The 13702-nt window shown below is 33.3% G+C and carries 15 protein-coding genes and 1 pseudogene; 12 read left to right on the top strand and 4 right to left on the bottom strand.

Annotated features, from left to right (window positions below):
• Positions 1-2: 2 nt before the first annotated feature.
• The 7 genes and pseudogenes from QQS35_RS18785 to QQS35_RS18755 form a co-directional block, all read left to right on the top strand.
• Positions 3-316, top strand: a pseudogene (locus QQS35_RS18785) (transposase); the annotation flags it as partial.
• Between the two features lie 486 nt (positions 317-802).
• Complete coding sequence (locus QQS35_RS18780) at positions 803-1144, top strand: hypothetical protein (RefSeq protein WP_285933754.1); 342 nt, start codon at positions 803-805, stop codon at positions 1142-1144.
• 395 nt (positions 1145-1539) lie between these two features.
• Positions 1540-2313, top strand: a complete 774-nt coding sequence (locus QQS35_RS18775) for a hypothetical protein (RefSeq protein ID WP_285933753.1) — start codon at positions 1540-1542, stop codon at positions 2311-2313.
• Between the two features lie 56 nt (positions 2314-2369).
• Positions 2370-3308, top strand: coding sequence for a DNA/RNA non-specific endonuclease (locus QQS35_RS18770; RefSeq protein WP_285933752.1), 939 nt, complete (start codon positions 2370-2372; stop codon positions 3306-3308).
• A gap of 373 nt (positions 3309-3681) precedes the next feature.
• Entirely contained in the window at positions 3682-4269 is a 588-nt protein-coding gene (locus tag QQS35_RS18765) for a hypothetical protein (protein WP_285933751.1), read from the top strand.
• A 77-nt stretch (positions 4270-4346) separates the two neighbouring features.
• Entirely contained in the window at positions 4347-4829 is a 483-nt protein-coding gene (locus tag QQS35_RS18760; protein WP_285933750.1) for a hypothetical protein, read from the top strand.
• 90 nt (positions 4830-4919) lie between these two features.
• Positions 4920-5399: a GIY-YIG nuclease family protein gene (locus tag QQS35_RS18755; protein WP_285933749.1), complete on the top strand. Its 480-nt coding sequence runs from the start codon at positions 4920-4922 to the stop codon at positions 5397-5399.
• Between the two features lie 471 nt (positions 5400-5870).
• Here the strand turns inward: QQS35_RS18755 and QQS35_RS18750 are convergent, their stop codons facing one another.
• The gene (locus QQS35_RS18750; RefSeq protein WP_285933748.1) at positions 5871-6131 is read right to left on the bottom strand and encodes a helix-turn-helix domain-containing protein; all 261 of its coding nucleotides are present in this window, start codon (positions 6129-6131) and stop codon (positions 5871-5873) included.
• Between the two features lie 573 nt (positions 6132-6704).
• Between QQS35_RS18750 and QQS35_RS18745 the strand changes: the two genes are divergently transcribed.
• A complete protein-coding gene (locus tag QQS35_RS18745) occupies positions 6705-7073 on the top strand; it encodes a hypothetical protein (RefSeq protein ID WP_285933747.1) in 369 nt (122 codons plus the stop codon).
• Between the two features lies 1 nt (position 7074).
• Entirely contained in the window at positions 7075-8280 is a 1206-nt protein-coding gene (locus tag QQS35_RS18740) for a hypothetical protein (protein WP_285933746.1), read from the top strand.
• Positions 8281-8588: 308 nt separating this feature from the next.
• Here the strand turns inward: QQS35_RS18740 and QQS35_RS18735 are convergent, their stop codons facing one another.
• Positions 8589-8879: a hypothetical protein gene (locus QQS35_RS18735; protein ID WP_285933745.1), complete on the bottom strand. Its 291-nt coding sequence runs from the start codon at positions 8877-8879 to the stop codon at positions 8589-8591.
• 311 nt (positions 8880-9190) lie between these two features.
• Here QQS35_RS18735 and QQS35_RS18730 point away from each other — a divergent pair, with 311 nt between their 5' ends.
• From QQS35_RS18730 to QQS35_RS18725, 3 genes are all read left to right on the top strand, one after another.
• Positions 9191-9358, top strand: coding sequence for a hypothetical protein (locus QQS35_RS18730; protein WP_285933744.1), 168 nt, complete (start codon positions 9191-9193; stop codon positions 9356-9358).
• Between the two features lie 191 nt (positions 9359-9549).
• The gene (locus QQS35_RS22975; protein ID WP_407933988.1) at positions 9550-9660 is read left to right on the top strand and encodes an oxidoreductase; all 111 of its coding nucleotides are present in this window, start codon (positions 9550-9552) and stop codon (positions 9658-9660) included.
• A 181-nt stretch (positions 9661-9841) separates the two neighbouring features.
• Positions 9842-10639 carry a M23 family metallopeptidase gene (locus QQS35_RS18725; RefSeq protein WP_285933742.1) on the top strand — a complete coding sequence of 266 codons (798 nt, stop codon included), beginning with the start codon at positions 9842-9844 and terminating at the stop codon, positions 10637-10639.
• A gap of 91 nt (positions 10640-10730) precedes the next feature.
• Here QQS35_RS18725 and QQS35_RS18720 read toward each other — a convergent pair whose 3' ends face one another.
• Positions 10731-12119, bottom strand: a complete 1389-nt coding sequence (locus QQS35_RS18720) for a Sau3AI family type II restriction endonuclease (protein ID WP_285933741.1) — start codon at positions 12117-12119, stop codon at positions 10731-10733.
• Between the two features lie 73 nt (positions 12120-12192).
• Positions 12193-13455 (bottom strand): DNA (cytosine-5-)-methyltransferase, encoded by a 1263-nt coding sequence (gene dcm, locus QQS35_RS18715; protein ID WP_285933740.1) that lies wholly within the window; start codon positions 13453-13455, stop codon positions 12193-12195.
• Positions 13456-13702 lie beyond the last annotated feature (247 nt).

Below are 13702 nucleotides of genomic sequence, written 5' to 3'. Positions count from 1 at the left end.
TTATCGGATATTTTTATAACATTCGTTCCGAATGCCAACTGGAGAAGGAGATACGTTGAATGTAGATTACCGGTGGTTTCTGGGATTGAGATTATCAGATCCAAGACCATACACCGACACTAGTTGGTACCGCCGCAAGAGATTTAACGATCCGGACAAATTCCAGGAGATATTTGATGAAATCTCCTCCACCAAGCGATCAATCATAGAATGGTTGGTTGTAGGGTCCTGTTCAGGGATTCTACTCACCTAAAGGCTAATGCGAATAAACATATTCACCAGAGAAGGAGTTGAGGTGGAAACCAAAGGTTACATTTATTTTGGACTGACATAAAGCTGAAGTAGTTGTTTTTCTTTTCTCTGGGAGACTGTTGAAATGCTTGAACATACTTTTCTAATAAATGCCTAACCATGTCTAGTGGTATAATTTTCGAGTCTGATGAACTTAGTTGAACGCTAAGTTCATTTTTTTGTTCGCCCAGCATGGGCGAACTCTAACGGATGAAAGTCCCGAGTACGACCTAGTAGCGGTAAGTACATAGCTGAAAGTAAGAGTGTCCATGGTGACGTGGAATCTGAAGGAAGCTTGATGCAAACCTCTGGTCTGACAAACAGAAAACATATAGGAGGCAACGTATAAGGATAAGACTGCAAAAGAAGTTAAAGTCCTATAGCTACTTTATCATTATGTTGTATTTTTCTATGTTTGAAAATCTGACATTATTTGCGGTAGGTAAATAGATAGTATGAGAGAATTATAATAAAGAGTTAACAAAAATATAAACCGAAAGAAGCCGTTGTTATGAGAAAAGAAATTAATGGGGTAAGTGTAAAATTCAATCATCATATCTTAAAAAGTTCTCCAAACAAAGTAGTTTTTCAAATAGAGTATCATGATGAACTTAGGTTACAAAAACTGGTTTCCCTTGATTTAGTAAATATAAATGTTGTAGATTTAGGCAGGAAATGGATTTATGCAATTAAAGACATAAGTGATGAAAATTATAAGGAGTATAGTAAGGAATATTTAGAGACCATAACAGATATTCACAATAGGATAGTTAGTTTTATTTCTAAGTATGTTCAGTTTGGTGATGATATAGTTTTAATTGATCACTATAGTAGAGTGTATAAAATGTCCTAGAATAGACCCGGGGGTAGTCCACTTAAAGGTACTTTTCGCAGTTGCGCCCCTGTTCACAATATATATTAGCAAACTTGCTTTAAGTTTTAGTTTGAATTTTCGATTACAGAAATAAAAAGGTATAACTCAGAAGCTAGATGGATATTTATGTTAAAATAAACATAGAGGTTGTGAATTGATACAATTAAACTACAGAGGCAGGAATGTGGAAGGCTCAGTTCTGAGATATGCACTTTTCTTACCCTCATAAAAGAAACCATTTCAGTTAAAACCACCTATTAGCTAGATGATATAAATGTTTGGTAAACTTTCAGCTAATCAAAATTAGGTACTAAGTATCTATGATAAATAGGAATATATTGTTAATTAGATTGAGGCGGGGTGGGGGTTATAGTATGGAGACTATATATATTCACGAGGTTATAAAATTCGGTAAGTACGAACACATGAAGGCTCTTCAAGAAGGCAAAATTTTTGCTCGCCCATTAGGTTATTTTCAAGACATAGAACGCAAAGAGTTAGACAAAGCTATGCGTCATGATCAATATGAAGGAACTGATGAATTATATCAGCCTAAGGTTATGATGGAAAAGGGAGAAAGTGTTTTTGTTACGAATCCTGAAGGTAACGTACTTGGTGATATTACATCTTCTATACTTGGACCGATGAAAATGAGTTCGGGATATTTAACTAATACCCCTGTTTTTTGTATGTTTTCAATTCATTCCGAACTCTTGAGGGCCTATGAAAAGGGATTAATAGAAACTTTGATTGGCCAGCGGGTAAAAGAATTTGGAAATTATGTTTTAATTATCACTGATTATAATGAGTTTATTGAGAGAATAGACAAACTTTGCAAGAAGTATTCAAATCGTAAATTAAGTGCTGTTCCTGGAGTTGTTGAATACGTTGATACTAAAACCTTCCATGGGAAATATGGTGTATTTAAAAAGCCTCTTGAATATTCTTATCAAAATGAATTTAGAATTGTTTTTGATGGTTTATCAATTTCTAGTGATCACTCCATTATTGCTGAAATAGATGATATCTCAGATATCAGTAAGTTAATGCCTTATAAACAATTCAGGAAATCTTATAGAGTTAGAATGAAAAATTTAGAGTTTGATCCTTTCTTACCATATAAATTACAACAACCTAGAACCATTTAACTGGGTGAAAACAAGTAATTTTTTGAACAAAATGAAACTATTATAGGAGAATCCAAATGAAAAAGAAAATGAACTATTTAGTCATACTTTTAACAATCATCTTTATGGTTGGTTGTACCAACGTAGAAGATGCATCTATTACAGATGGAGAAACTGCTCCACATGAAGTAACCACAGTTGAAACAAATAACAATAATGAAAAAGAAGAAACTACCACTACGGTTGCTGATGAACCAGTAGTAGAGGAAGCACCAACCGAAACAAATGATGGCCTATTCTCAGGATACAAACTTATTGAGGTTGATGGTGGTGATTTGTCTGGATATCGTGAACCTAACGTTGTCGTTGACATGGGTTATGGGATTCGTGAATATTGGGCTTTTACTAATGAATATGGGCAATTAGTACGTGTTATTGCTGACGAAATCATTGTACAAGATGACAGTAACGAACCTGTATTATCGTCTGGAAGATACTACCATGATGAGGCAAAGGTCCCGGGTGTCGAAAGTGACGTTTTAGATGAAGGACATATCATTGCTGATTCTCTCGGAGGGGTAGCGAATGCTTATAATATTACTCCACAAGATAGTACGCTCAACCGACATGGTGATCAAGCTTATATGGAAGACGCGATCCGTAGCGCAGGTGGAGCCACTAATTTTGAAGCAATTATCACGTATCCGAATACGGAAACGCAGATTCCTTCAAGTTATCATTATACCTATACTTTAATGGGTAATGAGACCATTGATACATTTGACAATGTGAACCCTGATGAAGTTAATGCATCACTTGGTTTAATAGACAGTGAGCCTTCCGATTCAACTAGCTCAGACACAAACGGTGATGTTTCTAGTGTTGATACAAATGGTAATGGACAAGTGACGATTAAAGAAGCAAAAGCAGCAGGTTTTAGTATGCCAATAACGAGTGATCATTGGTTATACCCATATATGGACGATCGTGATAACGACGGTATGGTAGGTGAGTAAACCGCTAGGTCTTTTGAGTCCAAATTAAAATGAAAGTGCAACTTGCTAATCATTTAAATAAACAAGAACTTTAGGGAAGATAGAGTTCAATGAACATGAAGCAATCTTGCACGGTAGGACACTCTAGAATGGGGTGTCTCTTTTTTTTGTGATCAAAGTATAAACTTTGTAAGTTTACTGTGCGGGAAGGATCCGACAAAGGTGCTTGTCGATAAATGTTATTACATCGTATATTAGTAAAATTGTAATTAATTGTAATTTCTATCAAATTGTCGAATTTTCGTACAGAAGATATAAAACAGAAACAAATTGGATATTTATGCTAAAATAAATGTAATATTTTGAAATGAATGAAGTAGAGAGAGGTCGAGAAATGAAAAAGAATATCATTCCATTGATTGTAGTTATTGGCTTAGGGGTGTATGTTGGACTAAATTTGAACAATAACGGTAATCAAACCGAACAATTAACTGTTTCTAATGTGTCCAATAGCAAATCTAATGAAATGGATAGTGTCGGGGAACTTTCTTTAGAGGAAAAGCAGAAGAGGTTTATGGCTTATTATGAAAAGGTCATACAGCTCTTTGACAGTTTTGAAAAAGTTGATGAGGCTGTTAAAACTTTGTCAAATAGTGATCCATCAATACTTGAATCGTACCAAAATTTCCAAAAATTAAGAGACCTCATGGAGCAGGGACAAAGTATGCCAATTTCCAGTCCCGAGGGTTTCAATGAGTCAGAAACAGAAATGTTTAATACGGTTGATTCAGGTCTGTCTGAAGCCTTTCAATACAGAAAATTTGCTTATGAACATATGATGGAGTACCTTGACACGGATAGCTTAGAAAAAGCAGATGAAGGAAAACAGTGGTTAGAAAGTGCTAATTACAGTTTAAACTCAGCTATGACAAATCTTGCCACCCTCAAATTAATGTTTGATCCTGGAGAAAACAAAGAATAATACCCAAAAGGAGATTCCATTAAACCTTTATTAAGTCTATTTCAACCAACATCCGTTGTGAAGGGGAATTTAAAATAGTGCCAAAACTGAATTCTAAATTACTTGTTTCTGATCCCTTTTTGATGAATGAAGATGAAGTAAATATAGCAGTAGCTAACCATCTACAAGCTTTAGGTTTTGAAAATGTAAGTTATCTACATGGAAATGCAACAGGAATTGATGTGAAAGGGTACAAAGATACTTGGAAGATTTATGTTGAATCAAAAGGTTCACATGCAAATAAACATAACAAGGATATCGTGTTTGACACAAACCAAATTAAAACACACACGTACATGCAGGTTTGTAAGCTGATGGAGTATGATAGTTTAAACCAAAGAAATACTTTGTTAGCTATGGCAAACCCAGATATCCCTAGAATAAGAGAAAGAGTACAAAAAATTATTAAATCAATAGATAGTATGAGATTCATACGACTTTGGGTACAACAAAATGGCTCAGTAAAAGTAGATTTTTGTGAAGAATTACGGGAGGATCTAGAAAAAATCGGGCTATTATAAGAAAAACAACCTGGGGGAAGATACTGCAAGGTGGATCGTTTTTGTATCTGGTTCGACACACAAACATATCACGATAATTGAGGTGGTTACGTGGATTTTTTATTCTTTCTATCATTTGGCCTTATAATATTTATTTTATTAGTCTTTTTATTTCAAGCTCGTGAGCAAAGTAAAATTAGAAAACAAATTTTTGAACTAGCTAATAATACTTTGGAGTTAACACCTGAAGATTTTTTAGAAATGAGAAATAAAAGTTTCGGTGGAAAAGGGAAAGCACTGTATTCCAATAACTATAACTTTTCAGGAGTGTACATATTATATAATCAATCTAAAGATTTATATTATGTAGGACAAGGAAAGCAAGTATTAAATCGAGTTAACAGTCATTTCACTGGAAGAGGAAACGGAGATGTATATGCTGATTACAAATACGGAGATTTTTGGACAATCAAAATGATAGCTCTTAAAAATAGCGGTTTCAGTACTTTAAATGAATTGGAAAAGTCTGCAATTGAAACCTATGACTCATTTAATAAAGGCTATAATAAAACTAGAGGTAATAAAAGATAGGTTAAAAATTAAAATAAAATGATTTTAGATAAGTTTTGAAAATAAATATTCATATAATCAGACCCAGGTTGTCTGAAAGAATGAGTATCTTAAAAAAAAGTTGAGGTTTATTTGAATTACTAGATATTATTTACTTTTTCAGCTAAGACTCTTATTAAAGCGTGTTGGGAGTCAATAGTGTTTTTATGTGCTTCTATTTCCTTAGACACATTGCGATGTGATTTCCACACACAGGACAGCGTATATTGCAATTATTGTTGTCCATTTTCTTCCACCTTCTTCTGCAGTTTTAATAATTTGATTAGTAAAGAGTTGATGATGAAATCTTAAGCTATTTTGTTGTAATTGATTTTTTTGGTTGTACCATTATTGTGATGGCATTCGCATGAAACTGCAAGCTTGAAAATTTACAAGTTATACTCTTTTTGAGAAACATATGATGCTGTATATTTTTAGAAGGTTTTCTTCTCATTATTCGTTAGGTCTATCAGAACTATCCTCTAGTATTTCTTCAAATCCAACAAACAATTCAGAAAGACTTATTTCTAAAGCGGTAGTGAGGTTAATCAGTTTTTCTAAGGTTGGAAGTTTTAGCCCACGCTCAATTTCACTTATGTAATTATAATTTGAATTTGCTTTTTTTGCTAATTCTTCATGAGTAAGATGTTTTGCCTTACGTGCTTCACGTAGTCGATCTCCTAGAAGTTTCATCAGTGCTTTCTTAGTATCCAATAGTATTCTTCCTTTTTATTGATAATTATCAATTTGGGAAGAAAGGAAGACCACAAGCTACGAGCGTGTGTTTTTTGACACGAATCTATATTTTATTGGCAGAATATCAATTCGAGTTGTGTCTTTTTTTGTTTGCGGAGTTTAGCTTTGTACATATGTCACAAGTCTATAAAAAATGTGGTAAAATAACTAATTGTCAGAGGGGACATTTTGACTTGTCCAATCTTTGAAACTGCTAAATTAAAATAGAACTAGAAAACGACCTAGCAATTGCGTTCTATGACAATTATCATGTCCTCAAGGTTTAGTATTCCTATGAGGGATGGAGTGATCTAATCCTAAACGACTAATAAAAATAAATTTTGCAAAGTTAAACTTTTATCTATGTAGTCACTCTTTAATTAAACGGGGGGGGAGGGCTATTTTTTGTTTATAGCAATGTGTATTATTTTGTCTTCTTTCGTCGAAAACCGCAAATTTCTGAAAATCATTGGTATATTTGACTTATAACTTTTACTTTTTTATACATAATCTTTGAGTATATGAATAAATAAGAAGGGAAAGGATATAATAATGGTTTTTAAAAATCAGGCGGATATGCCCAAATGCTGCCCACCGTCAGATGCAGGGGCTGAGGATTTAGAACCGGTTTACAGATATACCAAGAAAGAAGTTGTTCAAGAAAACGACTTCGAAAATCATATAGAAGCAAACATTCCATTTAAGGAAGAGAATAAGTGTGGGGCAATAGCACTTTCATTTTTCACAACGACAGAAGCCGCCAAAAGTCTTAGAAGACATAAGAAATTTAGAAAGATGGTAATCTCACAAGGGAAAATCACAGCAAAGTGTGGAATACATAATATAGAAAACAAACATATAAATTTATGGGTATTTGAAGGGGTAAATATGTTGCCAGCTTTTTTAGGAGAGGGAGATTGAGGTGAAAAAAATAAAACATTCGGACTTGAAGCAATATAAGGCTTTTCATATATTCGAATATTATGATTTTCCTTTATTCTTCATTTCCCAATCTCCCTCTAATGAGCTGTTTTTAAATTATTATATAGAAGATATTGATGTTAATCTTGATAAGTGGCTCTTTGCAAGAATAACAGGTAAAGAATTAAAAGGCCTAATTGATCAAAGATTATCAGTTTTATCGTTGTTAAATCATTTATATAGCAAAAAACGTTTATTTCATCTTTTTTTAAGTTCTATCCCAACAAGTAAAAAAGCTGAATTTGAGCTAGTTGAAGAATATAACTTTGATGAAGAAAGCTTTCCAGAAGAAGATTTCTTTGTGGAATATGATTATGTTACGAAACAGAAATTTATACCTGTGGAAGAAGATCTCATTGATAGTTCAAGGTTTAAAATGGTATTAAGAGATACTAGTAACAGCCATGATATAAGTTTAAATCTACTACTAGATGTTTTAGGGAACCTGAAAAAATCTATCAATGATATGGCTTATGATATTGGTTCAAAATTGCTTGGACAGCGACCTGACCATGAAATTAATTTGAGAGTTGACTCTTTTCAACCATCTTCATTTGGTGTTTATTTAATGACAGATAGTTTAGAAGAAGATTTATTTGAATTACCTGAAAAATCTTTGAACAACCTTTTTGAATTAATAGATGATATTCAGCATAAAAGTCCAGTGGAAATTGAAGAACAGGTAGACATTGATGAAGAATATTCTGTTGAAACAATAAAAAGTGTAAAAAAATTATTGAAAGATATTGTAGAAAATGACTTTTCATTAGCTTTTGAAGCTCAAACAAAAACTAAAATGGCATTAAGGGAAGTTAAATTCGATAAAGATTCCTACGGAAAACTGGAAATTTTAGAAAAGATCCTAAAAGACAAGAGTGAAAAGTATTCTAAGGAAGTGGAAGTTGAAGGAGTATTAACTTCAATAAATACCACTAATAACAGATTTAGAATTACCACCACTTCTATAGGGGAAATAGGGGGAAGAATGTCTACAAAAATGTTTAAAGACCTTAAAAAGAATAACAATCTTCAATTCAAGGTCCCGAGTAAAATTAAAGCCACTATACAAATTGAATTTGTAAATGATTATGTCGAAGAGAATCATTTTGAGAAATATACATTAGTGGATTTCGAACAGCCTGAGTAATCGGGCTGTTTTTTAGATAAATAAATATTTTATAAACAAAAAAGGACCACATAGGTCGGGTCCTCTATTTTTACTCGTTATATTGTATTTCCTGCTTTAACCCCTCAAGATAACGTTTAACCGTATCCGTGGGATTCGGTCCGATTTTTTGATCTAGAATACCAAGTTTGGTGGATCCTGTTAAATAATAATCTACCCAAGTTAAAACAATTTCATCTCTTAATTTGATTTGTTGGTATCTTAGGCCGCTTGCTTGTGTATACTGTTGATTCTTAAGACAATCAGCAATTTGTTGAGAAAAACTTTTTTTAGCAAATTGCAGACGTTGCGAAATTATGGTTGTTTTTCAACTTAACGTTTATCTGTTTAACTAATGTTTCTAAATCTTTATCGTATTGGACCCATTCTGAGACATCAACTTTAGCTTTAAGATCTAGTTCTATATTTAGATTATCTAGTTTCATTGCTAGTTCTAGTAATTCTGCAAGAAAATGTTTAATTTCATCTAACTCACCGCTTTTTACCACTGCATCACTAAGTTGATGATTTTTAATATAATTTACTACTGCTGATAATCCACTAAACCGTGAAATTGACATTATAAGACCGCGCTTTTTAAAAATTATCTAACCTGTCTATTTTACAAAAAATTCATTAACTGTCAATTTTGTTAATTAGTTGTGAGTGCCCATCCACTCGTAAATTGTTGAATTAGACAAAGCATGGATGGTGAAAGTGTACTGGATTTAAATCACCACATTCACCTGCTGATACAGTTCACTACAAGATAATTTTGAAAGATGACCCAAGCAAGGCCTTAGACAACAGTTAGTTATCTGAATCTTATGCATTAAAAAATTAGAACGTTACTATTAAAAATAGAATCCTAAAATCATCAATCAGTCAGGGCATGGATACCAACAAGTATTTACTAACAAATAATTTTATCCAACTCTATATGGTCAATAGTGGTGGTGTAGGATTAATTATTCCAGGAAAAGTGCTGGTTGATGGCAGAGGCTTAGAAGAACCGAGAAACGTAGTTTTAGAGAACGACAATCATATAGGTTTATATTAACAGTGGGACGAAGCTGGGATAAAAAATAATACTCAGTTTTGGCTGTAAATTAATCATCATGGTAATCAAGTAGTGTTCAAAGGTGTTGTTGATGAAGTGGTGGTCCCATCAGAAATTCCATTTGTGCGAATCTGCAAAGTTTTTATTCAATATCGTGCACTCTTTTCTGTAGAAATTAAAGAGATAATTCAATGTTTTCACAAATACGGCGAACTTTGAAAAAAGCGAGTTTTACCGGTGTGCAAATTCATGCCGCCCATGGTTACTTAATAAGCCAATTTCTTTCTCACAGGATTAATTAAAGAGAAGACAAATGGGGTGGAGAGATTGAAAGCTGTTACTTCTACCCAAATGGTAATATTTTCCGTGTTAGGGTATTATAAAAGAAAATGCATAATATTACAGAACTGTGGAAAAATAAATTTTTCATTCATGTATAAATCTCTTGTATTCTGTCCATTATGATAGCAAGAGGTGATGACGATGAAAGAAGAAGAAAGCAAAAAAAATGAGAAAAAAATAGTTAATAGAAAGTGGTTTTTTCCAGCATTATATTTAACACTGGCAGCGTTGTTGTTATCAGCAGTACTATGGTACCAAAATCTAGATAATCAAATTCCGGAGGCGAATGAAGAGCCTCAATCACAGTTGGAAAATGATGAATCTTTTGGTAACCCATCAGAGTTTGATAAGGATTCTGACCCTGTTGTTAGTCAACAAGAAATAGTGAAAATGCCTGTTGCAGAGGAAAACCAAACAGAAATTGTAACAAAGTTTTACGATTATGAAGCTGGTAGTGAAGATCAAGAAAAGGCACTTGTTCTATATGACAATAAATACTACCAAAGTGATGGAGTAGACTTTGCATCAGCTGATGGTGAAAATTTTGATGTTACTGCATCGCTAAGTGGAACAGTGACAGAAGTAAAAGAGGATCCATTACTTGGGAACCTAATCAAAATTGATCACGGTAATGATATTTCCACTTATTATGCTAGTTTAGAAAACGTACTAGTAGAAAGTGGTGCGGAAGTGAAGCAAGGAGATGCGATTGCATCAGCAGGTCGTAACTTATTTGGTCAAGTTAGTGGTACACATGTTCACTTTCAATTAAGAAAAAACGGAGAACCTGTCAACCCAGAAGATTACTTCAATCAGTCTATGAGTGACGTCACAGTCTCTAAAGTAGAAGAAGATTCCGACCAGTCTAATCAGGAAACATCAACTACAACAGATGAAGTTGAACCAGATGAAGAGGACAACGAGAAAATGGTAAATTAAAACATAGAATTAAAATAGATATGACATAAATAGTTGAACCTTAGGATTTGTTTTTCCTAAGGTTTTTTTATAAATATATATATAATTATTTCTACAAATTTTTATGAATAATTTCCGCTATATAGGTTCTATCTAACCAAAAAGCTTGCTTGGTAATGTAGCGTCCATCTGGTAACATAATTTTATCTTTTCCATCTCTTGCTTTGGGTCTGATATGGCATAGTCCATTGGAACCGGGTTTAGGGAGGTTATTTTTTACAATCGTTCGATTCTTTTGTGGAATAGATTCTAACTCAATTCCATTGTTTATCAGATTTTGAACATGGAACCAAAATTCTTTTAATTTCCCTTCTATTTGATACATAGGCATGTTCCATAGTGTTATGCCACTAAAATAAAGTTGTCTGTCAGGGTTTTCATTTTTGCTTTCTTTGTAATGAAATACTACAAACAAGAACTTTGTTTCTTCAAAGTGGTTTTTAAGCCAACTTTCATTCCACTCTTCTTTTAACCACTCGGTAAAGTCTATATTTTTAAAGGACATATGCTCTTTGGGAAAGCTGTCTGGTTCGAGACGAACTGTCTTGATTTCTATGTTTGCTTTTGCAAATTCCTCAATTTGATCTAATTTAGTTCCCCTTATACCTAATAATCCACTTACCAACTCTTGAAGGAAATGTTTGGATTTAGTATTGACCTCCAATCCGGTTCTTGAAGCTATTTGTTCAAGCGTGAATCCTTTATAGGGGTCAAACTTATCTAGTAATAATTGAAATAATGATTTTTTCTTTAGTTCTTTAGATGAAGTAAACCGGATTAAATCTTCTTGTTTTATTTCTTTACGAACGATTGCAGTCATATAACTTTGTTTAAGGGAATAAGCTCTTTGCATTGCCATTTGATCACTGTAAGGCTGTGTTCTTAGTGAGTTTCTATTTGCTCCCTTTGTGCAGGCAGCTAAATAATTGGTATCAGCTTCTGAAATTTCATGAGCTAAACCAGATTTTATCTTTCTAACAATAACCTCCCAATCTTGCCTGATAATTTCCAAATCTTCTTCAGGATACTTATGTAGGTAGGATTTAATTACTTTATAATCTCCTCTAACCAATTCAGGAATCCATTCATAAAAGAGAATTAACGTTGTTTTATTTTTGCGCCAAAAGCTTGATGTTTCAAAGCTTTCAAGAACTTCCTTGTGATAGTTAATGATGTTTAAAACTAGTCTTTCCTTAGAAGATAGAGTTCCATTTTTATTTTTTTTAATAGGTGTTACCTTTAATTCAATTCCTAAATTGGTAAAGTCAGCTTCACTTTTTGAGTTAATTTCATATCCAAAGAAGCTTTCTTCGATTATTTGACCGAGCTGTCCTTTTGCCTTACCATTTTCGATTCTGCCACTTTTATCAATTTCTTCAAATGTTCTTCCTTCAGCTTGTTTGGCTTTATCTAACAGTTCTTGTTCAGTTTTATAAATCATAACTAGCTCCTTTCAAAAAGATAGTTTAGTTATATTTTACCATAAATAAAAAAGCTGATACCTAAGTATCAGCTTATAAAGATAGTCCTAATTGAATCTCTTCTTCATTATTCGTTTTGATTGTGTTTATCTCTATAATTCTATTTCCCATGATTTCAATTAAATTAACAACGAGTGCATTTCCCATACAGAAATATCTCATACGATCAGTCATTCCTGCCGTCCAGTTATCATCAAATCCATTTAATCTTTCACATTCAATAGGAGTAAGAAACCTTTTTCTGCCATTCACTTCAATAATATGAGTGCTTCGGTTAATTGAACCTTCACTTGTGAGCATCGTTCTGCCGGGCTTGTCCAAGTCATCAGTAGGAGACATACCACCCTCTGAGAAATAATATTTGTGACCATCTTGGGAAGTGCGTTCAATTTTCTTTGGTCCTCTTAAGTATTTGAATTTTTCTTCCATCTGCTCTGATAAGTAGAATTTGTCATCAATTAGTTCCTCATCAAGCAAGATATCACTTAGTGGAGTAGGGTTCATGTCTACTGGTTGTACATGAGCCGTATATATTTTTCCATTGCGCATGACACCGGCATTGTGAAAATTAAAGGAGAAGTTGTCTGAAATTTCAACCCGATCAATTGGGATAGTTTCATAGTCTTCTCTATTTTTATAAGGTTCTTCTTGCACTGGAAGTGGTTTTGCAAAGAAACCTTCTTTGAAAACTATATCTTTTGCATCTATTTGTTGTTGCTCTTGATCAAAGGTAATACCATTTTTATATGCAAAAATGAAGACTCTTCTTCTTCTTTGAGCAAATCCATACTCAGCTGCATTTATAACTCGCCATTCTACCGTGTAGTTTAAATTTCTAAATGTCGCTAGCATGACAGCAAAATCTCTTCCTCTTTGAGATGAAGGTGATTTAAGTAATCTATCAACATTTTCAAGGAGGACGTATTTAGGGTGAGTTTTTTCTATTACTCTTTCAATCTGCCAGAATAAAACACCTTTTTTTCCTTGAATCCCTTTTTCACCTGAAAGTGAACGGGCTACAGAATAGTCCTGACAAGGGAATCCGCCCACTACAAGGGAAGGTTCTATATCTTGAAATACTTCGTCAGGGATTTCACCAATATCTTCATTCACATGCATGCCTTCTGTAAAATTCCTTGCGTAGCAATCAAAAGCGTCTTGAGCTTTTCGAGAAGGTTCCCATTGATTGGCCCATGCAACTTCAAAAAGTTCTTTATTTGCTTTTTCTAATCCTACCCGAAAACCGCCAACACCGGCGAATAATTCAATTACACGAATAGTGCTATTTTCTTCCATTTTGCGAACATCCTTTCGCCTTTCTTTATATCAGTATAACTTATTTTGAGAAAAAGATCAAGATCTTTGTTTGAAAATATTTAAAATATCTATTCTAAGTTCAACTTAAGATTATATTTTAACAAGAAAAAAAGATATTAGCCATAAGATAAAGTGATTTTCTAATTTACTGGTGTGAAAAGAGTGGGAAATGAGTTGAAAGCGAAGGATTGCTTTGATAAAAAAATTATCTATCCAAGGAAGAAGT

The sequence above is a fragment of the Aquibacillus rhizosphaerae genome, assembly GCF_030282825.1.
In the GTDB taxonomy this organism is placed as follows: domain Bacteria; phylum Bacillota; class Bacilli; order Bacillales; family Amphibacillaceae; genus Aquibacillus_C; species Aquibacillus_C rhizosphaerae.
Note: the sequence above shows the minus strand (reverse complement) of the source record. Positions and strands in the feature narration are given on the sequence as shown.